Origin of the sequence: Streptomyces sp. NPDC059785 (genome assembly GCF_042732375.1) — a bacterium.
Taxonomy (GTDB): domain Bacteria; phylum Actinomycetota; class Actinomycetes; order Streptomycetales; family Streptomycetaceae; genus Streptomyces.
Window position 1 is genome coordinate 1 of record NZ_JBHWHV010000042.1, and the last position, 25,756, is coordinate 25,756.

Annotated in this window: 21 protein-coding genes; 13 read left to right on the forward strand and 8 right to left on the reverse strand. The window is 73.5% G+C overall.

Annotated features, from left to right (window positions below; all coding sequences use genetic code 11):
- Positions 1–185: 185 nt before the first annotated feature.
- On the reverse strand, positions 186–1,163 hold the full coding sequence (locus ACFV6E_RS27980; protein WP_385177350.1) for an acyl-ACP desaturase: 978 nt from the start codon (positions 1,161–1,163) through the stop codon (positions 186–188).
- A gap of 272 nt (positions 1,164–1,435) precedes the next feature.
- On the reverse strand, positions 1,436–3,058 hold the full coding sequence (locus ACFV6E_RS27985) for an ABC-F family ATP-binding cassette domain-containing protein (RefSeq protein ID WP_385465326.1): 1,623 nt from the start codon (positions 3,056–3,058) through the stop codon (positions 1,436–1,438).
- 306 nt (positions 3,059–3,364) lie between these two features.
- On the opposite strand from ACFV6E_RS27985, the gene ACFV6E_RS27990 reads away from it, so the two are divergent.
- Positions 3,365–4,042, forward strand: coding sequence for a GPP34 family phosphoprotein (locus tag ACFV6E_RS27990; RefSeq protein ID WP_385177354.1), 678 nt, complete (start codon positions 3,365–3,367; stop codon positions 4,040–4,042).
- A 101-nt stretch (positions 4,043–4,143) separates the two neighbouring features.
- The gene (locus ACFV6E_RS27995) at positions 4,144–5,025 is read left to right on the forward strand and encodes an isocitrate lyase/phosphoenolpyruvate mutase family protein (protein ID WP_385465329.1); all 882 of its coding nucleotides are present in this window, start codon (positions 4,144–4,146) and stop codon (positions 5,023–5,025) included.
- 42 nt (positions 5,026–5,067) lie between these two features.
- Here ACFV6E_RS27995 and ACFV6E_RS28000 read toward each other — a convergent pair whose 3' ends face one another.
- On the reverse strand, positions 5,068–5,484 hold the full coding sequence (locus ACFV6E_RS28000) for an SsgA family sporulation/cell division regulator (protein WP_385177358.1): 417 nt from the start codon (positions 5,482–5,484) through the stop codon (positions 5,068–5,070).
- 263 nt (positions 5,485–5,747) lie between these two features.
- Between ACFV6E_RS28000 and ACFV6E_RS28005 the strand changes: the two genes are divergently transcribed.
- The 3 genes from ACFV6E_RS28005 (at position 5,748) to ACFV6E_RS28015 (ending at position 8,259) form a co-directional block, all read left to right on the forward strand.
- On the forward strand, positions 5,748–6,896 hold the full coding sequence (locus ACFV6E_RS28005; protein WP_385465332.1) for a WD40/YVTN/BNR-like repeat-containing protein: 1,149 nt from the start codon (positions 5,748–5,750) through the stop codon (positions 6,894–6,896).
- A gap of 142 nt (positions 6,897–7,038) precedes the next feature.
- A complete protein-coding gene (locus tag ACFV6E_RS28010) occupies positions 7,039–7,368 on the forward strand; it encodes a plasmid stabilization protein (protein WP_385177361.1) in 330 nt (109 codons plus the stop codon).
- A gap of 195 nt (positions 7,369–7,563) precedes the next feature.
- On the forward strand, positions 7,564–8,259 hold the full coding sequence (locus ACFV6E_RS28015) for an endonuclease V (RefSeq protein WP_385465335.1): 696 nt from the start codon (positions 7,564–7,566) through the stop codon (positions 8,257–8,259).
- Between the two features lie 83 nt (positions 8,260–8,342).
- Here the strand turns inward: ACFV6E_RS28015 and ACFV6E_RS28020 are convergent, their stop codons facing one another.
- Entirely contained in the window at positions 8,343–9,512 is a 1,170-nt protein-coding gene (locus ACFV6E_RS28020) for a saccharopine dehydrogenase family protein (protein WP_385465338.1), read from the reverse strand.
- A 387-nt stretch (positions 9,513–9,899) separates the two neighbouring features.
- Between ACFV6E_RS28020 and ACFV6E_RS28025 the strand changes: the two genes are divergently transcribed.
- From ACFV6E_RS28025 to ACFV6E_RS28055, 7 genes are all read left to right on the forward strand, one after another.
- Positions 9,900–11,051, forward strand: coding sequence for a CaiB/BaiF CoA transferase family protein (locus tag ACFV6E_RS28025; protein ID WP_385465341.1), 1,152 nt, complete (start codon positions 9,900–9,902; stop codon positions 11,049–11,051).
- Entirely contained in the window at positions 11,051–12,064 is a 1,014-nt protein-coding gene (locus tag ACFV6E_RS28030) for an LLM class F420-dependent oxidoreductase (protein WP_385465344.1), read from the forward strand. The genes ACFV6E_RS28025 and ACFV6E_RS28030 overlap by 1 nt, the downstream gene beginning before the upstream one ends.
- A 38-nt stretch (positions 12,065–12,102) precedes the next feature.
- Complete coding sequence (locus ACFV6E_RS28035; RefSeq protein WP_385177071.1) at positions 12,103–13,245, forward strand: acyl-CoA dehydrogenase family protein; 1,143 nt, start codon at positions 12,103–12,105, stop codon at positions 13,243–13,245.
- Positions 13,246–13,359: 114 nt separating this feature from the next.
- On the forward strand, positions 13,360–14,574 hold the full coding sequence (locus tag ACFV6E_RS28040) for an acetyl-CoA C-acetyltransferase (RefSeq protein ID WP_385177064.1): 1,215 nt from the start codon (positions 13,360–13,362) through the stop codon (positions 14,572–14,574).
- 49 nt (positions 14,575–14,623) lie between these two features.
- The gene (locus ACFV6E_RS28045; RefSeq protein ID WP_385465347.1) at positions 14,624–16,798 is read left to right on the forward strand and encodes a 3-hydroxyacyl-CoA dehydrogenase NAD-binding domain-containing protein; all 2,175 of its coding nucleotides are present in this window, start codon (positions 14,624–14,626) and stop codon (positions 16,796–16,798) included.
- Positions 16,799–17,268: 470 nt separating this feature from the next.
- Positions 17,269–18,951, forward strand: a complete 1,683-nt coding sequence (locus tag ACFV6E_RS28050) for a thiamine pyrophosphate-binding protein (RefSeq protein WP_385465350.1) — start codon at positions 17,269–17,271, stop codon at positions 18,949–18,951.
- An 85-nt stretch (positions 18,952–19,036) separates the two neighbouring features.
- Positions 19,037–19,777 carry an IclR family transcriptional regulator gene (locus tag ACFV6E_RS28055; protein ID WP_385173629.1) on the forward strand — a complete coding sequence of 247 codons (741 nt, stop codon included), beginning with the start codon at positions 19,037–19,039 and terminating at the stop codon, positions 19,775–19,777.
- 40 nt (positions 19,778–19,817) lie between these two features.
- On the opposite strand, the gene ACFV6E_RS28060 is transcribed toward ACFV6E_RS28055, so the two are convergent.
- From ACFV6E_RS28060 to ACFV6E_RS28070, 3 genes are all read right to left on the reverse strand, one after another.
- Positions 19,818–21,302, reverse strand: a complete 1,485-nt coding sequence (locus tag ACFV6E_RS28060) for a sugar ABC transporter ATP-binding protein (RefSeq protein WP_385173627.1) — start codon at positions 21,300–21,302, stop codon at positions 19,818–19,820.
- Positions 21,302–22,567, reverse strand: a complete 1,266-nt coding sequence (locus ACFV6E_RS28065) for a sugar ABC transporter substrate-binding protein (RefSeq protein WP_385173624.1) — start codon at positions 22,565–22,567, stop codon at positions 21,302–21,304. Before ACFV6E_RS28065 ends, ACFV6E_RS28060 begins: the two co-directional genes overlap by 1 nt.
- A 346-nt stretch (positions 22,568–22,913) precedes the next feature.
- A complete protein-coding gene (locus ACFV6E_RS28070) occupies positions 22,914–23,972 on the reverse strand; it encodes an ABC transporter permease (RefSeq protein ID WP_385465353.1) in 1,059 nt (352 codons plus the stop codon).
- A gap of 136 nt (positions 23,973–24,108) precedes the next feature.
- Between ACFV6E_RS28070 and ACFV6E_RS28075 the strand changes: the two genes are divergently transcribed.
- Positions 24,109–24,834 carry an SDR family NAD(P)-dependent oxidoreductase gene (locus ACFV6E_RS28075; protein ID WP_385173618.1) on the forward strand — a complete coding sequence of 242 codons (726 nt, stop codon included), beginning with the start codon at positions 24,109–24,111 and terminating at the stop codon, positions 24,832–24,834.
- 29 nt (positions 24,835–24,863) lie between these two features.
- Here ACFV6E_RS28075 and ACFV6E_RS28080 read toward each other — a convergent pair whose 3' ends face one another.
- Positions 24,864–25,562, reverse strand: a complete 699-nt coding sequence (locus ACFV6E_RS28080; RefSeq protein ID WP_385173615.1) for a MerR family transcriptional regulator — start codon at positions 25,560–25,562, stop codon at positions 24,864–24,866.
- Between the last annotated feature and the right edge of the window lie 194 nt (positions 25,563–25,756).

Below are 25,756 nucleotides of genomic sequence, written 5' to 3' on the forward strand. Positions count from 1 at the left end.
GCGACACGACGGCGCCCGCCGTGGCGGCGACGACCCGCTGGGCACCCTGGGCACCCTGGTCGCCCGAGGCGTCGGCGGTCCTCGCCGCCGCCGTCGCCGACCTGGCGGACCGCACGGCCGGCCGACTCGGCGGGGCCGGGCCGGTTCAATGGGGCCGGGCCGGTTCAGCGGGCCCGGCCGGCGGCTCAGCCGGCGGCGCGTGCCGCCATGCGGGCCTTACGGGCCGCGAGCTTCTCGTCGAACTTGAGGGCCTCCGAGTCGAGGCCGTTCATGAACAGCCCGAGCTCCTCCTGCGCGCGCAGCCCCTCGGGCCCGAGGCCGTCGATCTGGAGCACCTTGAGGTGGCGCAGCACCGGCTGGAGCACGTCGTCGTGGTGGATGCGCAGGTTGTACACCTCGCCGATCGCCATCTGCGCGGCGGCGCGCTCGAAGCCGGGGATGCCGTGTCCCGGCATCCGGAAGTTGACGACGACGTCGCGGACGGCCTGCATGGTCAGGTCGGGGGCGATCTCGAACGCGGCCTTCAGCAGGTTCCGGTAGAAGACCATGTGCAGGTTCTCGTCCGTCGCGATGCGCGCCAGCATCCGGTCGCAGACGGGGTCGCCCGACTGGTGACCGGTGTTGCGGTGCGAGATGCGGGTGGCCAGCTCCTGGAAGGAGACGTACGCCACCGAGTGGAGCATCGAGTGCCCGTTGTCCGACTCGAAGCCCTCGCTCATGTGGGCCATGCGGAAGGCTTCCAGCTTGTCGGGGTCGACGGCGCGCGAGGCGAGCAGGTAGTCGCGCATCACTATGCCGTGCCGGCCCTCCTCCGCGGTCCAGCGGTGCACCCAGGTGCCCCAGGCGCCGTCCCGGCCGAAGAGCGAGGCGATCTCGTGGTGGTAGCTGGGCAGGTTGTCCTCGGTCAGCAGGTTCACCACCAGCGCGATCCGGCCGATCTCGGTGACCTTGGACTGCTCCTTCTCCCAGGCCACGCCGTCCTCGAAGAAGCCGGGGAAGTTACGGGCGTCGCCGAAGGGCACGTACTCGTGCGGCATCCAGTCCTTCGCCACCTTGAGGTGGCGGTTGAGTTCGGTCTCGACCACTTCCTCCAGCGCGTACAGCAGGCGGGCGTCGGTCCACTCGGTGGACGGGCTGCCGAGGTGAGGAGAGGTGATCGACACGGGGGCTCCAGAGGGGGGACGTACGAGCGGACGAGCTGTGAGCGGTTGAACCTACGGCATCGTAGGCTACGTTTCCGTAGGTTACGAGACCGTAAGTTAAGGGCGCTGTAAAGGTCGCTGATCAGCGGCGTTCCGCCGGGCGCTTCCCTCCCACGGGTGACGGCCGTCCGTGTCCTCAACGCACACGAACGGCCGAGGGGACCGGCCCCCATCATGCGGCACCGGCCCCCTCGGTCAGGACATCGGATGGAAACGTGGTCGCAGGACGCGCGTCAGCCGATCGTGTCCGGCGTGACCTCCTTCAGTTCGCCGTCCAGCCGCAGCCAGCGGGTGATGCCGATCGACTCCAGGAACGGGAGGTCGTGACTGGCGACGACCAGCGCGCCCTCGTACGACTCCAGGGCCGACGTGAGCTGCCTGACGCTCGCCAGGTCCAGGTTGTTCGTGGGCTCGTCGAGCAGCAGGAGCTGGGGTGCGGGCTCCGCCAGCATCAGCGCGGCCAGCGCGGCCCGGAAGCGTTCGCCGCCGGAGAGCGTCGCCGCCGGCTGGTCGGCCCGCGCGCCCCGGAACAGGAAGCGGGCCAGCCGGGCCCGGACCCGGTTGTTGGTGGCGCCCGGTGCGAAACGGGCCACGTTCTCGGCGACCGACAGCTCGTCGTCGAGCACGTCGAGGCGCTGCGGCAGGAACCGCAGCGGCACCTGGGCCGCCGCCTCGCCGCTCACCGGCGCCAGCTCGCCCGCGATCGTCCGCAGCAGCGTGGTCTTGCCCGCGCCGTTCCGCCCGACCAGCGCGACCCGCTCGGGGCCGCGCAGCTCGAACCCGCCGGCCACCCGCGCGCCGTACTTCAGCACCAGATCCTGGAGGACGAGCGCGGTGCGCCCGGGCGGCACCGCCGTGTACGGCAGCTCGATGCGGATCTCGTCCTCGTCGCGGACGGCCGAGACGGCCTCGTCGAGCCGCTCCTTCGCCTCGGCCAGCTTCTCCTCGTGCATGATCCGGTGTTTGCCCGCCGACTCCTGGGCGAAGCGCTTGCGGGAATTCATGACGATCTTCGGCTCCCGCTTCTGCTCGTACATCTTCTGTCCGTATCGCTTACGGCGGGCCAACTTGACGTGTGCGTCGGCCAGTTCGCGCTTCTGCTTCTTCAGGTCGGCCTCGGCGACCCGCACCATGCGCTCGGCCGCCTCCTGCTCGCCGGCGAGCGCGTCCTCGTACGCCGAGAAGTTGCCGCCGTACCAGGTGACCTCCCCGGAGTGCAGGTCCGCGATCTGGTCGACCAGGTCGAGCAGCTCGCGGTCGTGGCTGACCACGATCAGCACTCCGGACCAGGACTCCACCGCCGCGTACAGACGGCGGCGGGCGTACAGGTCGAGGTTGTTGGTGGGCTCGTCCAGGAGGAGGACGCCGGGCCGGCGCAGCAGCAGCGCGGCGAGCCGCAGCAGCACCGACTCGCCGCCGGACACCTCGCCGATGGTGCGGTCGAGACCGATGTGGCCGAGGCCGAGCTCGCCGAGCAGTGCCTCGGCGCGCTCCTCCACGTCCCAGTCGTCGCCGACCGCCGTGAAGTGCTCCTCGGTCACGTCGCCCGCCTCGATGGCGTGCAGCGCGGCCCGCGCGGCGGCGATGCCGAGCGCCTCGTCGACGCGCAGCCCGGTGTCGAGCGTGACGTTCTGCGGGAGGTAGCCGATCTCGCCGGCGACCCGCACCGTCCCGTCGGACGGGACGAGCTCCCCGGCGATCAGCTTCAGCAGGGTCGACTTGCCCGAGCCGTTGACGCCGACGAGACCGGTCCTGCCGGGGCCGAACGCGATCTGGAGGCCCTCGAAGACGGTGGTGCCGTCCGGCCAGGCGAAGTCGAGCGAGGTACAGGTGATGGAGGTGGGGACGGTGGACATACGCGCCTCGCGGTTATGGGAACGGTCTGGGGGAAGGCGGGAGGGACACCGCGAGGTGACGACGGTCCGGCAGGGGGAACACGAAAAAGAGCCCCGTGCCGGGAGGACGGCTCGAACGCCGAGGTCGCACGCTGCGCACACGGGAACCGGACCGCACAGGGCCGGGCGCGTGTGACGCGGTGTCTCAGGACCTCAGACGAGCAACGTCCTTCTCCAATCGACGGCAACAGGACCGCTGTACAACGTAGAAAGGCGCCCGGAGGGTGTCAACGCAATTAACGCCGCCCCGCGAAGGAAGGAGACTCCGTGCCCGACGGCCCGCTCTCACTGCCCGCCCGGCTCTATCTGCTGGCCTGGGACACCACGAAGCTGAAGGTCACCGAGACGACCCACCTGCACCACCTGGTGCGCGCCGGTGCCCTCACCGAGCTGGCGCAGCGCGGACTGCTCCTGGACGTCGACGGCATCGCCACCCCCGCCGACCCCGACGGCCGCACCGGTGACCTGGTCCTCGACGGGCTGCTCGAACTCGTCTCGGAGTCCCGGCCGCGCAAGTGGAAGAACTGGGTGACCCTGCGGGCCCGGGTGACGCTCGACGCCCTGCGCGCGCAGCTCGCCGCCGACGGCTATCTGCGCGCGCGCAAGAAGCGCGTCCTCGGGCTCTTCCCGTCCGTGGACTACGAGCTGGCGCGGGTACCGGCGGTCAAGGCCCTGCGCGAGCAGGCGTGGCAGACCCTGGAGGGCACCCGGCCCGCCACGGAGATCTCCGACCGGGACGCGGCCCTCGTCGCACTCGCCGCCGCGGCCGAGCTGCGGACCTTCGTGCCGGGCAGGGACCGCAGGCGGTACAAGGAGCGCATCGAGGAGCTGACCGAGCGCAGCGGCGCGGCGGCCCCCGCGCTGAGGAGGGTCGTCCAGGAGGTCCGTACGGCGATGATCGTCGCCGCCACCGCGGCCTCGACGGCGGGGGCGACGGGGAGCTGACGGCGGAGGGCACGGGCCGTTCCGTGAGCCGTTTTGTGAGCCGTATGTACAGGTCGGATTCTCGCCAGCCCGCGGCTCGGGCGCGGTGATTGGCTGGCCGCATGACGAACAAGCCCGACCGGACAGTCACCGTCCGCACAGACACCGCCCGGACAGCCACCGCCGGCAGCCGCACCGCGGCGCTCGCCTTCCGCGCCCTGCACGTGCCGGGGCACCCCCTGGTCCTGCCGAACGCCTGGGACACGGTGAGCGCGCTGCTTGTCGAGCAGGCGGGCGCCCGCGCGGTGGCGACCACCAGCGGCGGCGTCGCCTGGGACCTGGGGACCGCGGACGGCGACCGGCTCGACCGGACGCGGGCCGTGGGGGCCGTCGGCCGGATCGCCGCCGCCGTCCGGGTCCCGGTCACCGCGGACATCGAGACCGGCTACGCGGACGACGCGCGGGGCGTCGGGGACACCGTCCGGGCCGTGCTCGCCGCCGGTGCCGTGGGCGTGAACATCGAGGACGCGCTGCCCGGCGGGGGCGCCCTGCGTCCGGTGGCCGAGCAGGCGGAGCGCATCGCGGCGGCCCGTGCGGCGGCCGACACGGCCGGAGTGCCGCTGTTCGTCAACGCCCGGATCGACACCTGTCTGAGCGGTACGGGCGGCGTGGCGGAGACCGCCGAGCGGGCCGCCGCGTTCCTCGCCGCCGGAGCCGACGGCGTCTTCGTGCCCGGAGCCGTCGATCCCGGGGACATCAAGGCGCTGTGCGACGGCGTCGACGGCCCGCTGAACGTCATGGTGGACCACTCGACGGAGCTGTCCGTGGCCGAACTGGCCGCGCTCGGAGTGGCCCGGGTCAGCACCGGTACCGGCCTCGCGCAGGCGGCGCACGCCGCGGTCCGCCGTGCCGCGCGGGAGCTGCTGGACACGGGGACCTACCGGGCACCGGCCGGCGCGATCGACTACGGGGAGCTCAACGCCCTGCTGGACGGCGGCCGTTAGCGGGGCCCGGGCGGGGGCCCGGGCTCAGCACGCGTCGCGGTCTCAGCACGCGTCGCGCATCAGCTCCGCCAGATCGTGGTCCAGGTCGACCTGGAGGTGCTCCAGGCCGTAGGGCACCAGCTCCGTCGTACGCTCCAGGAACGTGCGCACCTCGCCGGAGCGCACGTGCACCACGGCGGTGCCCTCGGGGGCGTGGAACTCGAGCACGGTGCGGTCGTACCCGTACGGGCGCACCCGTACGTCGCCGTTCCCCTCGGGCTGTTCCATGCCGGAGACGAGGAGTTCGCGGCCGAAGGTCCAGCAGACCTCCACGCCCTCCAGCGTGGCCGGGGCGGGGAAGGTCATCCGGACGGCGAACGGATCGCTGCGGTCGTAGTGGAGCGTTGCGGGAATGCTCGGCATCCGCGGCGCGGCGGCGACGAGGCGGGCCTCAACGGGCTGCTCGATGACGGTGGACAACGCCTTGCTCCCTTGTGACGGCTGGACGGACTCCGGACGGACGGGCGTGGTACTTGAAGAGACGGCGGAATGAGTCAATCCGTGCACCTGAGACCCGAGTGACCTCTGTCACCGAGTTCATTCCGAGTGGTGTTCCGGCCATGCGGTGATCCATTTCTCACTCCGTCGTCCCCGGACACCTGGAGGACACCAGGTTCGGGCCCGGAGGTTCCCGGTGACGGCCATCTGGACGATGCCGGGGGAGTGGGCTAGCTTCGCCCGCCATGAAGGTTCTGGGTAAGTCGGGACGGACGGGACGGGTGGGGCGGACGGTCGCCCTCGGACTGTGCGCGGCGGCGCTGGCCGTCGGCTGGCCCGCGTCGGCGTCGGCGTCGGCGTCAGGAGTGTCCTCCGCCTCCGGCTCCGCCTCCGGCTCCGCCTCCACGTCCGTGTCCGCGCGGGCGCGCTGGGAGCCGGCGGACACCGGTACGGACGACGTACGTTTCCGTGGACTGGCCGCGGTCGGCCGGGACGCCGCCTGGGTGGCCGGTACGAGGGGGACCGTGCTGCGCACCACCGACGGCGGCGCGCACTGGCGGAACGTCTCCCCGCCGGGCGCCGAAGGGCTGGAGTTCCGGGACGTCGAGGCGTTCGACGCGCGCCGTGCCGTGGTCCTGGCGATCGGGGAGGGCGAGGCGTCCCGGGTGCTGCGCACCGACGACGGGGGCGCGACCTGGACCGAGTCGTTCCGCAACACCGACCCCGAGGCGTTCTACGACTGCCTCACCTTCTTCGACCGGCGCCACGGCCTGGCGGTGAGCGACCCGGTGGACGGAAAGTTCCGCATCCTGTCCACCCGCGACGGCGGACGCTCCTGGAAGGTGCTGCCGAGCGGGGGCATGCCCGCCGCGCAGGAGGGCGAGGCCGGGTTCGCGGCCAGTGGGCAGTGCCTGGCGAGTTCGGGCCCGCGCGACGTGTGGCTGGCCACCGGCGGGGCGGCACGCGCGCGCGTGCTGCACTCCGCAGACCGCGGACTGACCTGGACCGTCACCGACAGCCCGCTCCCGGCGGGCGACCCGGCGCGCGGTGTCTTCGCGACCGCCTTCCGTGACCGCGCCCACGGTCTCGCGGTGGGCGGCGACTACCGGGCCGACCAGGCGTCCCCCCGGGCCGCGGCGGTCACCTCGGACGGCGGCCGGCACTGGACGGCGGCGGCACAGCCCCCGCCCGCCTACCGCTCCGGCGTCGCCTGGCTGCCGCACAGCCGCTCCGCGGCGCTGGCCGTCGGCCCCACCGGCACCGACCTCACCACGGACGCGGGCCGCACCTGGCGCACGGTCGGCACCGGTTCGTACGACACCGTCGACTGCGCCCCGGACGGCGGCTGCTGGGCCTCGGGCGAGCGGGGCCGGGTGGCGCGGCTCGGCCGCTGACCCCGCCCGCACGTCACCGCCCGGCCGCTCGCCGTGCGGCGCACCTGGGGCCGTGTTTGCGTGGGAACCCGGGGTACCCGCCCGACCGGACCGGGCGGTGCCCGCCCACGCGACGACCACGTGACGAAAGGAAGCAGCCGTCATGCCCAGTGGCTCGAGCCCGAAGCGGGAACGTCAGTACGAGCACATCAAGGACAGCGCCGAGGACCGCGGCGAGAGCGAGGGACGCGCCAAGGAGATCGCCGCGCGCACCGTCAACAAGGAGCGCGCCCGCTCCGGCGAGTCCAAAACCGCCAGCCGCACGTCCGTCAAGGACATGTCGTCGAGCAAGCGCGGCGGCCGGCGCTCCCACTCGGGCGCCAAGGGCCCCACGTACGACCAGCTCTACGAAGAGGCCAAGCAGCGCAACATCCACGGCCGTTCAGACATGAACAAGCAACAACTCCAGCGCGCCCTGGACAAGAAGAAGTAGGGCAAACAGGGGGCGGCGCGCCCGCAGGGGCGCGGGGAACTGCGCGACCAGCCACGACGCCGCCGCACTCGGCGGACGGCAGACCGTGGCACAGGCAGGGGGCCGATCAGGCCGACGGCCACCCCAGCCGCCGGACGGGCCGGGGCGCCCCCGGCCCCGGTGACCGCGCCCGGCGGCGCTACCCTCGACCGCACCATGACGACCGTACGCATCCCGGCGGGCTGGCCCGTCACCGAAGAGCAGGCGCGCGCCGCCCAGGACGAGTTGCGGGAGCGGGTGGTGCTCGACGAGCCGGGGCCGCCGCCCGGGACCGGCCACGTCACCGGCGTCGACGTCGCCTACGACGACGAGCGGGACGTGGTGGCGGCCGCGGCGGTCGTGCTCGACGCGGCGACCCTGGACGTGGTCGCCGAGGCCACGGCCGTCGGCCGGGTCTCCTTCCCGTACGTGCCGGGGCTGCTCGCCTTCCGGGAGATCCCGACGGTCCTGGCCGCGCTCGGCGCCCTGCCCTGCGCGCCGGGTCTGGTCGTCTGCGACGGCTACGGGCTCGCGCACCCGCGCCGGTTCGGCCTCGCCAGCCACCTCGGCGTGCTCGCCGGGCTGCCCACGATCGGCGTCGCGAAGAATCCGTTCACCTTCACGTACGAGGACCCGGACGCCCGGCGGGGCAGCGCGGCACCGCTGCTCGCGGGTGACGAGGAGGTCGGGCGGGCGCTGCGCACCCGCGACGGCACCAAGCCGGTCTTCGTCTCCGTCGGCCACCGGGTGAGCCTGGACAACGCCTGCGCGCACACCATGGCGCTCAGTCCCCGTTACCGCCTCCCGGAGACGACCCGCCGGGCGGACGCCCTGTGCCGCCGCGCCCTGAAGGAGGCGACGGCCGGGAGGTAGCCAGGGACGCGGACACAGGCCCGGGATGTAGCCGGGGGACGCGGACACACCGGGAGGCAGCCAGGGGACGCGGACACAGGTGCTCAGCGAACGGCCACCACCCGGAAGACGATCCCCGCCTCGCGCAGCCGCTCCGTCAGCGCCTCTCCCATGGCCACCGCGGGCGTGACCTGGCCTGCCGTGTCCGGCAGTTTGTCGAAGGCGAGGGACAGCGCGCCCTCGGCGAAGATCTTGGCGGTCTCGTCGTACCCCGGGTCGCCGCCCGCCACCTCCGTGAACACCCGGCGTCCGCCGCCCTCGCCCACGAACCGCACCGAGAACCAGCTCCGCGCGCGCAGCTCCTCGCTCGGTCCCTCGCCGGGCTTGAGCCGGCCGGACAACCAGCGCCGCGCGGGCGGCAGTTGCGCCGCCGTGACGACGGCGCCGTACGCCGCCACCGCGCCCACGGCGACCGGCAGCCGCTCGACGGCCGCGTAGTGCCGGTAGCGGAAGTCGGGCCCGTACCGCTCCAGGGCACGGGCGGAGCGCTGGACCACCTGCGGGTCGATGGTGGGCAGCGGCAGGGCCCACGCCCCGACCTCGCCGGCGAACCGCGGTGCTCCGGCGGGCGTGGCGGCCCGGCGCCCGACCAGCCGCGGTTCGTGCCGCCTGCGGTCCCGCGCCGCGGCCAGCACCTGCCGCCCCCGCCCGAAATGTCCGAGCGCCGAGGCGAGCGTGCCCCCGGAGAACGTCGCCCGGGCCCGCACGAACCCGTCGACCCTCAGGGGTACGTCCTCGGGCAGGTGGTGCACCGTGAAGCGGACGCCCAGGTCGTGCGGGACGGAGTCGAAGCCGCAGGAGTGCACGAGCCGGGCGCCGGTCTCGCGCGCGCGTGCGTCGTGCCGGACGTACATCAGGTCCACGAACTCGGGCTCGCCCGCCAGGTCCAGGTAGTCCGTCCCGGCGTCCGCGCAGGCCGCCACCAGGGCCTCGCCGTACTCGATGTACGGGCCGACGGTCGTGGCCAGTACGCGCGCGTTGCGGGCCAGTTCGCGCAGCGACGCGGGGTCGGCCGCGTCGGCGACGAGCACCCCGGGCGCGGCGCCGCCCAGCCGGTCCCGCAGCCGTTCCAGTTTCCCGGCGTCGCGTCCCGCCACGGCCCAGCGCAGTCCCTCGGGCGCGTGCGCGGCGAGGTACTCCGCGGTGAGGGCGCCGACGAAGCCGGTCGCCCCGAAGAGCACGATGTCGTACGCGCGGTCCGCCCTGCCCTGCATGATCATGACACCCTTCAGCCGTCGGCCGACGCCGTTGTCGGTGGCTGAGGCTAGCGTGAGGTACGAACAGCCCGGACCAGGAGGTCGGAAGTGGCCGTGTTGCGCATATCCCCGGCGCGGGAGCGGACGCCCGCCGCGTAGCCGCGACGCCTTGCCGGGCGTCTGCCCGGTGTCTGCCCGGCGTCTTCGGGCGTCTGTCCGGCGTCATCCGGCATCCGTCCGGCGTCCGTCCGGCGCTTTTCCGGCGCGCCGTGCGGGGACGGCCGTGCTCCCGGCCGCCGGAATTCGACTAAGCGCTTGCTCGTCAGGGTCTTGCCCGGAGTGGGACGCGTTCATAACATCTCTGATGTCACATCAGTAGTGTCACAGTGGAGTGATGGGGGCTCGATGGCAGTGGCAGGTACGGGCGGCGGGCACGGTCCGCTCACCGGTGTGCGCGTGCTCGAGCTGGCCGGCATCGGCCCGGGACCGTTCGCCGCGATGCTCCTCGCCGACCTCGGCGCCGACGTCGTCCGCGTCGACCGGCCGGGCGGCACGGGCCTCGCGATCGACCCCGACCACGACATCACCAACCGCAGCAAACGCTCGGTCGTCGTCGACCTCAAGGCCGGGGACGGCCCCGCCCGCGTCCTCGACCTGGCCGCCCGCGCGGACGTCCTCATCGAGGGCTACCGCCCGGGGGTCGCCGAGCGGCTCGGCGTCGGCCCCGGCGACTGCCACGCCCGCAACCCCGCGCTGGTCTACGGCCGGATGACCGGCTGGGGCCAGGAAGGACCGCTGGCCCCGCGCGCCGGGCACGACATCGCCTACCTCGCCCCGACCGGCACGCTCGGCATGATCGGCACCTCCGGCGGCCCGCCCGTGGTCCCGGCGAACCTCCTCGGCGACTACGCGGGCGGCTCGCTCTACCTCGTCGTCGGCGTCCTCGCCGCACTGCACCACGCGCGGGCCACCGGCGAAGGGCAGGTCGTCGACGCGGCCATCGTCGACGGGGCCGCGCACCTCGCCTCGATGATCCACGGCATGCTCGCGGCCGGCGGCTGGCAGGACCGGCGCGGCGCCAACCTGCTCGACGGCGGCTGCCCGTTCTACGGGACGTACGAGACGGCCGACGGGCGGTACATGGCGGTGGGCGCCCTGGAACCGCAGTTCTACGCCGAGTTCGTACGGATCCTCGGCATCGCGGAACAGGCGCCCGGCCAGCGCGACCTGGCCCGCTGGGACGAGCTGCGCGAGACGGTCGCGGCCCGGTTCAAGACCCGTACCAGGGACGAGTGGACGGCCCTTTTCGAGGGCTCCGACGCGTGCGTGGCCCCCGTCCTGTCGCTGCGCGAGGCACCGCACCACCCGCACCTGGCCGCCCGCGGCACCTTCACCGACCACGGCGGGATCACCCAGCCCGCCCCCGCGCCCCGCTTCTCCGCCACCCCCACCTCGGTCCGCGGCGCCCCCGCCCGGCCCGGCGCCCACACCGCGGACGTCGCCCGCGACTGGGACGTACCCCACCTGACGCAGCACCCGACGAAGGAAGCCGACTGATGGAGCTCTCCGTCCCGCTCGACTACGCGGGCGACCCCCGGCAGGCCGCCGACGACGTGGCCGCCCTGGAGGCCGCGGGCCTCGACGCGGTCTGGGTCGCCGAGGCGTACGGCTTCGACTCGCCCACGATCATGGGCTATCTCGCCGCCCGCACCACACGGATGAAGATCGGCGCGGCCATCCTCAATGTCTACTCCCGCACCCCCGCCCTCATCGCCCAGACCGCCGCCGGACTCGACGCGATCTCCGGCGGGCGCGCCCTGATCGGGCTCGGCGCCTCGGGCCCGCAGGTCGTCGAGGGCTGGCACGGCAAGGCGTACGACAAGCCGCTCGGCCGGACCCGGGAGACCGTCGAGCTGACCCGCCGCATCCTGCGCCGCGAGATCATCGACCACCACGGCATCACCGACATGCCCCGCCCCGGCGGCCTCGGCAAGCCCCTGAAGATCCTCACCAAGCCGGTCCGCCCCGAAGTGCCGCTGTACGTGGCCTCCCTCGGGCCCGCCAACGTGCGCATGACCGCCGAGATCGCCGACGGCTGGCTGCCCACGCTCTACATTCCGGAGAAGGCCGGGCAGGTGTGGGGCACCGCCCTCGCGGAGGGCACGGCACGCAGGGACCCCGCCCTCGGGCCGCTTGAGACCGTCGCGGGCGGCATCCTCGCCATCGGCGACGACGCGGCGGCCGTACGCGACCTGGCGCGCCCCAGGATCGCCCTCTACGTGGGCGGCATGGGCGCCCGGGGGAAGAACTTCTACAACGACCTCGCCGTGGCCTACGGCTACGAGAAGGAGGCCCGGCAGATACAGGAGCTGTACCTGTCCGGCAAGAAGCGCGAGGCCGAGGCCGCCGTGCCCGAGGAGTTCTGCGAGCTGATGTCGCTGTGCGGACCCGAGGGCTACGTGCGCGACCGGCTGGCCGCCTTCCGCGAGGCCGGGGTCACCATGCTCAACGTCATTCCCGTCGGGCCCGAGCCCGCCAGGCTGGTCGAAACCGTCAAGAACTGGCTCTAGGGGGCTTGCGCCACATGAACTCGCAGCAGCCGCAGCGGATGCCGCGGCGGATCTTCACCGCCGAGCACGACGCGTTCCGGGACACCGTCCGCACCTTCCTCGCCAAGGAGGTGACCCCGTACTACGAGCAGTGGGAGAAGGACGGCATCGTCTCCCGCGACGCCTGGCGGGCGGCCGGCAGACAGGGCCTGCTCGGACTCGCCGTGCCGGAGGAGTACGGGGGCGGCGGCAACCCGGACTTCCGCTACAGCGCCGTCCTGGCCGAGGAGTTCACCCGCGCCGGAGCCGCCGGACTCGCCCTCGGCCTGCACAACGACATCATCGGGCCCTACCTCACGGGCCTCGGTACCGAGGAGCAGAAGCGGCGCTGGCTGCCCGGTTTCTGCGACGGCTCGCTGATCACGGCGATCGCGATGACCGAACCGGGCGCGGGCTCCGACCTCCAGGGCATCAAGACCCACGCCGAGGACCGGGGCGACCACTGGGTGCTCAACGGCTCCAAGACCTTCATCTCCAACGGCATCCTCGCCGACCTGGTCATCGTCGTCGCGAAGACCACCCCCGAGGGCGGCGCCCACGGCCTGTCCCTGCTGGTCGTCGAGCGCGGCGCCGAGGGCTTCGAGCGCGGCCGCAACCTGGACAAGATCGGCCAGAAGGCGCAGGACACGGCCGAGCTGTTCTTCCACGACGTCCGCGTCCCCAAGGAGAACCTGCTCGGCGAGGAGCACGGCGCCTTCGTCCACCTGATGACGAACCTGGCGCAGGAACGCATGGGCATCGCCGTCGCCGGGATCGCCGCCGCCGAACACCTCCTGGAGATCACCACGGAGTACGTCAAGGAGCGCGAGGCCTTCGGCCGGCCGCTCGCCCGGCTCCAGCACATCCGCTTCGAGATAGCGGAGATGGCGACCGAGTGCGCCGTCACCCGCGCCTTTCTGGACCGCTGCATCGAGGACCACGCGGGCGGCGCACTCGACGCGGTGCACGCCTCGATGGCCAAGTGGTGGGCCACCGAGCTGCAGAAGCGGGTGGCGGACCGCTGCCTCCAACTGCACGGCGGCTACGGCTACATGAGCGAGTACCGGGTGGCCAGAGCCTTCACCGACGGACGCATCCAGACCATCTACGGCGGCACCACCGAGATCATGAAGGAGATCATCGGCCGCTCGCTGCTCGGCTGAACCCGACCCATCGGCCGGCCCCGCAGCGGCCGCGCCCCGCATCCGGCCGGCCCGCAGCGGCCGCGCCCCGGACCCCATCGACCTCCTCCGCTTCTCCTCCCGAAAGGCCTCTCCGTGAGCACCGAAGCGTATGTGTACGACGCGATCCGCACCCCGCGCGGCCGCGGCAAGGCGACCGGCGCCCTGCACGCCACCAAGCCCATCGACCTCGTCGTCGGGCTCATCCACGAGGTGCAGCGCCGCTTCCCGGATCTCGACCCCGCCGCGATCGACGACATCGTGCTCGGCGTGGTCGGCCCGGTCGGCGACCAGGGCTCCGACATCGCCCGGATCGCCGCCATCGCCGCCGGACTGCCCGACACGGTCGCGGGTGTCCAGGAGAACCGCTTCTGCGCCTCCGGGCTCGAAGCGGTCAACCTGGCCGCGATGAAGGTCCGTTCCGGCTGGGAGGACCTGGTGCTCGCGGGCGGCGTCGAGTCGATGTCCCGGGTGCCCATGGCCTCCGACGGCGGCGCCTGGTTCGCCGACCCCATCACCAACTTCGACACCAACTTCGTCCCCCAGGGCATCGGCGCCGATCTCATCGCCACCCTCGAGGGCTTCTCCCGCCGCGACGTCGACGAGTACGCCGCGCTGTCCCAGGAGCGCGCCGCCGCGGCCTGGAAGGACGGCCGCTTCGAGCGGTCGGTCGTGCCCGTGAAGGACCGCAGCGGTCTCGTCGTCCTCGACCACGACGAGCACCTGCGCCCCGGCACCACCGCCGACTCGCTGGGCAGGCTCAAGCCTTCCTTCGCGGACATCGGCGACCTCGGCGGCTTCGACGCCGTGGCGCTCCAGAAGTACCACTGGGTGGAGGCCATCGACCACGTCCACCACGCGGGCAACTCCTCCGGCATCGTGGACGGCGCCGCCCTGGTCGCCATCGGCTCCAAGGAGGCGGGCGAGCGGGGCGGACTCACCCCGCGCGCGCGGATCGTCTCCGCCGCCGTCTCCGGCTCCGAGCCCACCATCATGCTCACCGGGCCCGCGCCCGCCACCCGCAAGGCGCTCGCCAAGGCCGGGCTGACCATCGACGACATCGACCTCGTCGAGATCAACGAGGCGTTCGCGGCGGTCGTCCTGCGCTTCGCCAAGGACATGGGCCTGTCCCTGGACAAGGTCAACGTCAACGGCGGCGCCATCGCGCTGGGCCACCCGCTCGGCGCCACCGGCGCGATGATCCTCGGCACCCTCGTGGACGAACTGGAGCGCCAGGACAAGCGCTACGGCCTCGCCACGCTCTGCGTCGGCGGCGGCATGGGCATCGCCACCGTCGTCGAGCGTCTCTGACCCCGTCCTGTCCCCGCACGGAGAAGCCCCCCTCTACGGAGAAGAAGCCATGACCGAGAGCACCACCATCCGCTGGGAACAGGACGAGACCGGCGTCGTCACCCTCGTACTGGACGACCCGAACCAGTCCGCCAACACCATGAACCAGGCGTTCAAGGACTCCATCGCGGCGATCGCCGAGCGCGCGGAGGCCGAGAAGGACTCCATCCGCGGCATCATCTACACCTCCGCCAAGAAGACGTTCTTCGCGGGCGGCGACCTCAAGGACATGATCCGCGTCGGCCCGGAGAACGCGCAGCAGGCGTTCGAGACCGGCACCGCCATCAAGTCCTCCCTGCGCCGCATCGAGACCCTGGGCAAGCCGGTGGTCGCCGCCCTCAACGGCGCGGCGCTCGGCGGCGGTTACGAGATCGCCCTCGCCTCGCACCACCGCGTCGCCCTCGACGCCCCCGGCTCCAAGATCGGCCTGCCGGAGGTCACCCTCGGGCTGCTCCCCGCGGGCGGCGGCGTCACCCGCACCGTCCGCCTCATGGGCATCGCCGACGCCCTGCTGAAGGTCCTCCTCCAGGGCACCCAGTACTCACCGCGGCGCGCCCTGGAGAACGGGCTCGTGCACGAGGTGGCCGCCACCCCCGAGGAGATGCTGGCCAAGGCGCGCGCGTTCATCGACGCCAACCCCGAGTCGCAGCAGCCCTGGGACAGGCCGGGCTACCGGATCCCGGGCGGTACGCCGGCCAGCCCGAAGTTCGCCGCCAACCTGCCCGCCTTCCCGGCCAACCTCAGGAAGCAGCTGGCCGGCGCCCCCTACCCGGCCCCGCGCAACATCCTTGCCGCCGCGGTCGAGGGCTCCCAGGTCGACTTCGAGAACGCGCTGGTCATCGAGGCGCGCTACTTCACCGAACTGGTCACCGGACAGACCTCGAAGAACATGATCCAGGCGTTCTTCTTCGACCTCCAGGCGGTCAACTCCGGCGCCAACCGGCCCCGCGGCATCGAGCCGCGCCAGGTCCGCAGGGCCGCCGTCCTCGGCGCCGGGATGATGGGTGCGGGCATCGCCTACTCGTGCGCCCGCGCCGGCATCGACGTCGTCCTCAAGGACGTCTCCGCCGAGGCCGCCGCCAAGGGCAAGGCGTACTCGGAGAAGCTGTGCGCCAAGGCCGTCGCCAAGGGCCGTACCACCCAGGAGCAGGCGGACGCCCTGCTCGCCCGCATCACGCCCACCGCGGACCCGCAGGACGTGGCCGGCTGCGACGCCGTCATCGAGGCCGTCTTCGAGGACCCGGCCCTCAAGCACAAGGTGTTCCAGGAGATCCAGGACGTCGTCGCGCCCGACGCGCTGCTGTGCTCCAACACCTCGACCCTGCCCATCACCACCCTCGCCGAAGGCGTGGCGCGGCAGGACGACTTCATCGGGCTGCACTTCTTCTCGCCCGTCGACAAGATGCCGCTCGTCGAGATCATCAAGGGCGAGCGGACCGGCGACGAGGCCCTCGCCCGCGCCTTCGACCTGGTCCGGCAGATCAAGAAGACGCCGATCGTGGTGAACGACTCGCGCGGCTTCTTCACCTCGCGCGTCATCGGGCACTTCATCAACGAGGGCGTCGCGATGGTCGGCGAGGGCATCGAGCCCGCCTCCGTCGAGCAGGCCGCCGCGCAGGCGGGCTACCCGGCCAAGGTGCTCTCCCTCATGGACGAGCTGACGCTCACCCTGCCCCGCAAGATCCGCCAGGAGACCCGGCAGGCCGTCGAGGAGGCGGGCGGCACCTGGACGGCCCACCCGGCCGAGGAGGTCGTGGACCGCATGGTGGACGAGTTCGGCCGCACCGGCCGCAGCGGCGGCGCCGGCTTCTACGAGTACGGCGAGGACGGCAGGCGCGGACGGCTCTGGCCGGGGCTGCGCGAGCACTTCACCAAGCCGGGACACCGGATCCCCTTCGAGGACATGAAGGAGCGGATGCTCTTCTCCGAGGCGCTGGACACCGTCCGGCTCCTGGAGGAGGGCGTCCTGACGTCCGTTGCCGACGCCAACATCGGCTCGATCCTCGGCATCGGCTTCCCCGGCTGGACCGGCGGCGTCCTCCAGTACATCAACGGCTACGAGGGCGGCCCGGCCGGCTTCACGGCCCGCGCCCGCCGGCTCGCCGAGCGCTACGGCGAGCGGTTCACCCCGCCCGCCCTGCTGGTGGCGAAGGCGGAGAAGGGGGAGAGGTTCGGCGACGCGTAGGGGGACGTAGGGCTGATACGGGGCGGGGCCGGGCGTGCGTACGGCACGGCCGGTCCCGGGTGGGGCCGGGCGTACGTACGGCCGGTCTCGCGGGGCACGGTCACGCAGGTGCCTACGGGGGCGTCCGTCGCGTTCGTGGTCCGCGCGGACGCCCGTCGTGTCCGTGGTCCACGGGGGTGTCCGTCGCGTTCGTGTCCGCGCGGGCACAAGTCACGTTGGTGTGCGCGTGGGTGTCCGTCGCGTTCGTGGCCGCGTGGGTGTCCGTCGTGTCCGTGGTCCACGGGGGCGTCCGTCGCGTTCGTGTCCGCGCGGGCACAAGTCACGTCGGTGTGCGCGTGGGTGTCCGTCGCGTTCCTGTCCGCGCGGACGCCCCCGTACCGCTCAGCGGTACGCGCGGCTTGCCCCGCGGGCCCGGGGACCGGACGCTGACCGGGGTACGAACCGGTCCCCGTCCCCGCGAGGAGCCCCCCATGCCCCGCCGTCCCGCTCCCGAGCATCCCGGCCGGCGGCGCATCGGGGGGATGGCCGCCGTCCTGCTGGACATCCTGCGCACCGAGGGCGTGGACCGCGTCTTCGGCAACCCCGGCACCACCGAACTGCCCTTCCTGGCCGCCCTCATGGCGGCCGAGGATCCGCCGGAGTACGTCCTCGGCGTCCACGAGGGCGCCGTCGTCGCCATGGCCGACGGCTACGCCCGCGCCACCGGCCGGCCCGCCTTCGTCAGCCTGCACATCGCCGCCGGGCTCGCCAACGGCCTGATCGGACTGCTCAACGCCCGCCGCTCGCGCACCCCGCTGGTCGTGATGGCGGGCCAGCAGGACCGGCGCCACCTCCAGCAGGACCCCATGCTCACGGGCGATCTGCCCGGCCTCGCCCGCCCGGCGGTCAAGGCGGCCGTCGACCTCCAGCACGCCCACGACCTGCCGCTCGCCGTCCGCCGCGCCTTCGCCCTCGCCAGGCGGCCGCCCGCGGGCCCGGTGTTCCTCTCCGTGCCCATGGATCTGCTGGCCGAGGACCCCCGGGCCGACGAGGGCGGCGGGGCCGGAATCCCCGCCCGTACCCCGCCGCCGCCCGCCGGACCCGCGGCCGGTCTGGAACGCGCCGCCGTCCTGCTCGGCGCCGCCGCCCGCCCGGTCGTCGTCGCCGGGGACGGCGTCGGCCGAGAGGACGCCGTCGCGGCGCTCGTGCGCACCGCGGAGGCGTGCGGCGCGCCCGTCCACCACCAGCCCATGGCCGACTGCCTCGACTTCCCCACCACACACCCGCTGTACGCGGGCATGCTGCCGCCCCGGCACGACGCCGTCCGGGAGACCCTCGCCGCGTACGACACCGTGCTCGTCGCGGGCGCGCACGCGTTCACCCCGCACCACTACAGCCCCGGGCCCGCGCTGCCCGACACCCTCACCGTCGTGCAGCTCGACTCCGACCCGGACGAGATCGGCCGCAACTTCCCCGCGGACGCCGGACTCGTCGGCGGCCTCGCGCCGTCCCTCGACCGGCTCGCCCGGCTGCTGCCCGAGCGGGTGCCCGCGCGGGTCGCCGAGGAGCGGACGCGGCGGGCCGGCGAACGGCACGCGGCCGAGCGGGCGCGCGCCGACGCCGCCGCCCGCGCCGCATACTCGGCGGCCCCGCTCGCGCCCTGGGCCGCCGCGCACGCGGTGGCGCGCGGGCTGCCGCCGGGCGCGGCCGTCGTCGAGGAGGCCATCACCGTGGGCCTGCTGCTGCGCCGGCTGGTCCGGCTCGAACTGCCCGGCAGCTACACGCACACCGTCGGCGGCGGGCTCGGCTGGGGCATCGGCGCCGCCGTCGGGCGCGCGCTCGCCGAACCGGGGCGGCCGGTGGTCGCGGTGCTCGGCGACGGCTGCGCGCTCTTCGGACTCCAGGGGCTGTGGAGCGCGGCGCGGACCCGGGTCCCGGTGCTCTTCGTCGTCATGAACAACGGCGCGTACCGCACGCTCCAGGACACCTACCAGGCGATCGGCGGCCACGGGTCCTGCCCCGGTACGGAGCTGGGCTCCCTCGACTTCACCCGGGCGGCCGGGTTCTTCGGGGTGGACGCGGTGCGTGCGAAGAGCGCGCACCATGTGCGTGAACTCGTCGCCGGTGCAGCTGAATTGACGCGTCCGCTGCTGGTCGACGTACCGCTGCGGTGAGCGGTGGGGCACCGGCGGGGGCGAAAGACGGGCCGCGTGTGTCCGGCACCTTGTCACCTGCGCGACGGGGCCCGACGATCGGTCCATGGCGGACGGTCCGGTGCCGAAGTCGGTCCTCGCACGCGGTGCGGCGCTGCTGCGTGCCTGCGGGGAGAGCGACGGCGCGCCGAGCCTCGCGGAGCTGGCCGCGCGGACCGGGCTGCCCAAACCCACCGCGCACCGGCTGATCGGCGAACTGGTCCGGCTCGGGCTCGTCGAGCGCACCCCCGACGGCCGCTACCGCGTCGGGCTGCCCCTCTTCGTCCTGGGCCAGTCGGCGCCCTCGGTACGGGAGCTGCGGGACACGGCGCTGCCGTACCTGGGGGACCTGCACGAGGCGACGCACGAGAACGTCCACCTGGCGGTGCCCGACGGTTCCGACACCCTCTTCCTACAGAAGATCACCGGGCGCCGCGCCACTCCGATCGTCTCCCGCACCGGCGGACGGCTGCCCGCGCACTGCACGGCCACCGGCAAGATCTTCCTGGCCCACGACGCGCGGCTGCCGCACATCGGCCTGCCGCGGCTGACCCCGCGCACCCTCGTACTGCCCGGTCAGCTCGCCCGCGACCTGGCCGCGACCCGCGCCCGCGGCTACGGCGTCAACCTGGAGGAGGCCGAGGTCGGCGTCTCGGCCGTCGCGGCCCCGGTCTACGACCCCGGCCGCGGCCCCCACCCGATCGCCGCGATCTCGGTCACCGGCAGCACCAGACGCCTGGACGTCGACCGCCTCGGCGAGCGCGTGTGCGCGGCGGCCCGCGCGCTGAGCCGCACACTGACGGCGTAGGCCGGGTGCGGTCGGTCACTTGTGTGGCCAGGGTGGCTGGTCAGGTGTGTGGCCGTCGTGGTGTGCCCGGCTGCATCGCCACCGCCAGGTCGTGTTCCGTGAGGTGTCTGCCGTGGAGTTCGCCGGTGACGCGGCCGTGGACGAAGATCAGGACGCGGTCGCAGAGCTCCGTGAGTTCGGCGAGATCGGTCGAGGCGATCAGGACGGCCGCGCCGCCCGCCGCCAGCTCGCATACGATGCGGTGCATCTCGGCGCGGACGCCGACGTCGACGCCCCGGGTCGGATCGTCCAGGACCACCACGCGCACCTCGGTGGCCAGCCACTTGGCGAAGACGACCTTCTGCTGGTTGCCGCCGGAGAGCCGGGCCACGACGTCCTCCGGGTCGCCGCGCAGCCGCAGCCGGCCGGTCAGGTCGCGGGTCTGCGCCACCAGCCGGGCGCGGGAGGGGAACCGGCCGCCGCGGCCCAGGGCCAGCCGGTGCACGGCCGTGGCGTTCTCCCACACCCGGCGCTCGGACATCAGCCCGTACCGCTTGCGGTCGCTGGGCACGAAGGCGACACCCGCGCGGACCGCGGCCCGCAGCGAGCGCGGCAGCCCCCGCCCGCCCACGTCGACGCGCCCGTCCGGCACGGCCCTGCGCCCGCACACCACCTCCAGGGCGGCGAGGTGCCCCGCCCCCTGCAATCCGGCCACCCCGACCACCTCGCCCGCCCGCACGGTGAACGTGACATCGGTGAGCCGGCCCGGCACCGTCACCCCGGACAGCACCACCGGCGGCGGCCCGTCGGCGACCGTCCGCGCCCGGCGCGCGGGCACCGGCGGACGCCCGCCGAGCATCGCCGTGACCAGCCCCTCCACCCCGACCTCCGCGCGCTCCACCCCGGCCAGCGCGACCCGCCCGTCCCGCAGCACGGTGACCCGGTGCGCGAGCCGCATCACCTCCGCCAGGAAGTGGGTCACGTACAGGACGGCGATACCGCGCCCGGTGAGGGTCGCGAGCACCCGTTCCAGGCGGTCCACGGCGGCGGCCGGCAGCGCCGACGTCGGCTCGTCGAGCACCAGCACCTTCGGCCGCCGCAGCAGCGCCCGCGCGATCTCCGTCAACTGCTGGTCAGCGAGCGGGAGTTCACCGAGCGGCGCACCCGGTTCGACGTCGAGCCCCAGCTCGGCCAGGACCGGCCGGGCGGCCAAGTCCATCGCCGTACGGTCCAGCAGCCCGAAGCGGCGCGGCGGCGCGGCCGGGAAGAGGTTCTCGCGCACCGACAGGTCGGGGAAGAGGCTCAGCTCCTGCGAGACGACGGCGATCCCGCCCACCCGCGCCTCCCGGGCGAGCCGCACGGTGCCCGAGTCCGCCCGCAGCGCGCCCGACAGGATCCGCACGAGCGTGGACTTGCCCGCGCCGTTCTCGCCCACCAGCGCGTGCACCTCGCCGCCGCGCAGCCGGATGCCCGCCCCTGACAGCGCCCTGACCCCGCCGAAGGACTTGACCAGGTCCTCGGCCATGAGGACGTCGCGGTAGGCCATCAGCGTGCGTCCTTCAGGGGCTTGAGCTGGGTCTCCTGATGGGCGAGCAACTTCGTGACGGTCGGCTCGTACCAGTCGTACGCCGCCTCCGCCGACTTCTGCCGGGCGACGATGTCGTCGATGTTCGACTTGTCCACGACCCCGCCGGGGGAGAGGAACCAGCCGTCGGGCAGGTCCCCGCCGTGCTCGCGCACCGCCCGGACGAGCAGCGCCGTGGAGAGGTAGCCCTTGAGGAAGTGCTGCGGGTCGATGGTGACGAAGTTCGAGCCGTCCTCGACCGCCTCCAGCGTCTTGGGGTCCACGTCGAACCCCGCGGTGAGCCACGTGCCCTTTCTCGCCTTCTTGAGCTTGGCGAGGTTGTAGCTGTCGGCGTCCCCGACGCCCAGGAAGGCCAGCGCCTTCGGGTGTGCGTTCACCTGCGCCGACCAGGAGCTGTAGTTCTGCCCGGGATCGCTGTACGTCTGGAACGGCCCGAGCACCTTCACCCCGGGCGCCTGCTTCGCGAAGATGTCCGCGATCCCCTTGGCCCGGTTGTCGAGGACCGGCGTACCGGGGTTGGGCACGCCGATGACGATCTCGCCCTCCGGGTCGTCGCCGAGCCGCTTCAGGGCCTCTTTCGCCATCAGCTCGCCGAGCGCGTAGTTGTCGTTGCCGACGTAGAAGGTGACCTTGCTGCCGTCGGTGGGCGCGGTGTCCAGGGCGACGATCGGGATGCCCTGGTCGACGGCGCGGGCGGCGGGCCGGGTGAAGATCGGCGGGTCCAGGTTCTCCAGGACGATGCCGTCCTTGGCGCGGGTGGTGAGGTTCTGGAAGAGCTGCACCTCGGCGGGGCCGTCGGTGTTGGGCGGCCCGACCGCCTTGAGGTCGACGTTCCCCTCGTGCTCCGCGGCGCTCCCGGCGCCGAGGACCATCTCGTGGGCGAAGTTCAGACTGATGTTGGCGACGGCGATGCCCATGTCCAGCTCGCCGTCCCCGCCGCCCTTCCCGCTCCCGCTCCCACTCCCGCTGCCGCAGCCGACGGCGGTCAGCAGGGTGAGCGCACCGAGCGCGGCGGCCAGCCGGAGCGGTGCGCCGGGTCGGGCAGCCGGCCTGGGCTGTGCGCTGGGCCGGGCGGACGGCCTGGGCAGGGCGGGCGGCCTGGGCGGTGCGCTGGGCCGGGCGGACGGCCGGAGCGGGACGCTGGGCCGGGCGGGCGGCCTGGGCCGGGCGGGCGGCCTGGGCAGGGCGCTGGGCCGGGCGGACGGCCCGGGCGGTCTGGGATGCATCACGGCCTCCACGTGTGAGCGGTTTCCGGCACCGGCGGCACCGGCGGCACCGGCGGCACCGGCGGCACCAGTCGCACCGGCGACTCCGGCGGCACCAGTCGCACTGGCGGTACTGGCGGCACCAGTCGCATCGGCGACTCCGGCGGCTCCGGCGGCTCCGGCGGCTCCGGCGGCACCGGCGGCACCAGTCGCACTGGCGGCACCAGCGACTCCGGCGGCACCGGCGGCACCAGTCGTACTGGCGGTACTGGCGACTCCGGCGGCACCAGTCGCACTGGCGATACTGGCGACTCCGGCGGCACCAGTCGCACCAGCCGCACTGGCCGCACCAGCCGCACCGGCGGTCTCATCTGCGGCGCCGTCCGGTCCGGCGCAGCACGCTGTCCGCCGCCACGGCAGCGAGGATCACCCCGCCGGTCGCGAACGAAGTCCAGTTGATGGGCACTTCGAAGAACACCAGGCCCGCGGCGACCACGGACAGGATCATCGCGCCGGCCACCGCCCCCACCACCGAGCCGCGCCCGCCCGCCAGCGGCGTGCCGCCGATGATGCACGCGGCGATGGCCTGGAGCTCGTAGCCCTGGCCGAGCGTCGGATCCCCGGCCCCGTAGAAGGCGAGCGCCAGCGCCGCCGCGCAGGCCGTCGTCAGACCGGACAGCGCGAGCGCCTGGACGCGGGTGCGGACCACCGGGATGCCGCTGAACGCGGCGGCGTCGGGGTTGGACCCGATCGCCCGCACCCGCGCCCCGAACCGGGTGCGGGCGAGCGCCACCGCCAGCAGCACGACCACCGCGAGGAGCACCCACAGCGCGAACGGCACCCCTGCCAGGTCCCCGCCCGCCAGCGTGAAGAACGAGTCGTCCAGCGGCAGGTCGGTGATCTGCTTGCCGTCGGCGAGCGCGAGCCCGACACCCCGGTACAGCATCAGCGTGCCCAGCGTCACGATGAACGACGGCAGCGCGAGGACCGTCGTGACCAGCGCGTTGAAGACACCCAGCACGATCCCGGTGAGCAGCATCACCGGGACCGCGAGCCACGGCGCCGTGCCCTCGCGGACCAGCAGCGCCCCGACGACCAGACACATGGCATAGCCGCCGCCCACGGACAGGTCGACCTCCCGCATGGCGAGTGCGAAGACCATGCCGCACGCCATGAGCGAGATGTAGACGGAGTTGTGCGCGGTGGAGAGCAGATTGCCGCTGTCGAGGAAGTCCGGGTAGGGGATGCCGATCGCGGCGACGAGCAGCCCGAGCACCAGCAGGACGCCCAGCTCGTCCCGCCGTGCCCGCCGTGCCCGCCGCGCCCACGCCGCGGGCCGCCACCGCCGGGGCGCCGTCCGCCCCGGGTCACCGCCCGCCGCGCGGGCGCGCCCGGCGTCGTCCACGGCACGCTCGGTCTCGGTCATCGGGCACGGCTCCCGTACGGCTGGCGCTGGGCGGTCGCCCGCAGCGTGGGCCCGGCGGACGGCCGCGGCAACCGGGCCGTTCCGGCGAGTGGAATGCGCTCTTGCCGCGCGCCTGACGGCTCATCACACTCGGCGCATGGAGACGCGTACCGCACTGGTGACCGGGGCGGCACAGGGCCTCGGGCAGGAGTTCGCCGCCGCGCTCGCCGCGCGCGGCTACCGGGTCGCCGGGATGGACCTCGTCCCGCAGCCGGAGACGGCCGCCCGCGTGCTCGACTACGTCGAGCTGACCGCGGACGTCACCCACGAGGACGAGGTGCGGGACGCCGTCGAGCAGGCCGTCGACCACTTCGGCACCCTGCACGTGCTGGTCAACAACGCGGGTGTCTACCCCGCCATGGCGTTCGAGGACGTCACGCCGGAGGAGTGGCGGCGCGTGATGCGCGTCAACCTGGAGGCGCCGTTCCTGCTGACGCACGCCGCCCTGCCGTACATGAAGGCCGCGGGCTGGGGCCGCATCGTCAACATCGTCTCGGCGGCCGTCCTGACCGCGCCGCCCACGATGGTCCCCTACGTCGCCTCGAAGGCCGGCCTCATCGGCTTCACCCGGGCGCTGGCCGCCGCCCTCGGACCGCACGGCATCACCGTGAACGCGATCGCCCCGGGCATGGTGCGCACCGCGACGGCCGAGCGGACGGTCGGCGCGGACGGCGGCTTCGAGCGGATCCGCGCGCGGCAGGCCGTCCCCAGGACCCAGGAGCCGGCCGACCTGGTCTCCTCACTGCTGTACGTCCTGGACGAGGGCAGCGGCTTCCTGACCGGCCAGACCCTGAACGTGGGAGGCGGCTCGGCGTACCTGTGACGGAGCCCTCCCGCTCCTTCCGGTGGCCCTCAGCTCTCTTTGAGCCACTTGCGCAGCTCCTCGCGCAGGGAGCGCTGGAAGGTGGTCAGCAGCGCCTGCACCACGAGCGGCTGCATGTGCGCGGACAGTGACTTCACCGCCGCCACGGACTCGTCCTCGCCCACCGTCTCCCGCAGCAGCGCGGCCAGCTCGTGCGCCGCCGCCCGCGAGTGCTCGAGGAGTACGGAGCGCGCGGCGAGGATCGCCTCGTGGGCGATGGGTACGTCGAGCAGTTCGACCCCGAGCCGCAGCATCCCGGGGTCCACCCGGAAACCGCCGGGCGTGCGGGCGATCACGCTCATCGCGACCAGCCGCTCCAGGGCCTCCTCGTCGAGCGCCCGGCCCGCCCGCCGCTCCAGCTCCTCGCGCGCCATCTCCTCGGCGGCGTCCGGCGCCCAGGAGGCCACCACGGCCCGGTGCAGGGCGAGCTCGCGGGCGCTCAGGCCGGCCGGCAACTGCTGGAGATGGCGTTCGATCGCGGCCAGCGTCATGCCCTGGTGCTGAAGCTCCTCGATCAGCGCGAGCCGGCCCAGGTGCTCCTGGCTGTAGTGCCCGACGCGCCGGGGGCCGATCACCGGCGGCGGCAGCAGGCCCTTGGCGCTGTAGAAGCGGACCGTGCGGACCGTGACGCCCGCGCGCGCGGCCAGTTCGTCGACCGTGAGCGCCGGCTCCCCGGTGTCCGTCGTCATGACAGCCCTCGCCTCTTCCCGTGCGTCCCGTGGTGCGGTGGTGCGGTGTCGCGGTGATGCGGTGCAACAGTATTGCTGTCTCACCAGGCTTGTGAAAGCGTCCGGCCGCTTCCGTATGATCTGCGGGCGGCCCGTCGTGTGATCGGCGTTGTGTGATCGACTGTGAAGATCGACGGTGTGTTCCGTGATGTGAG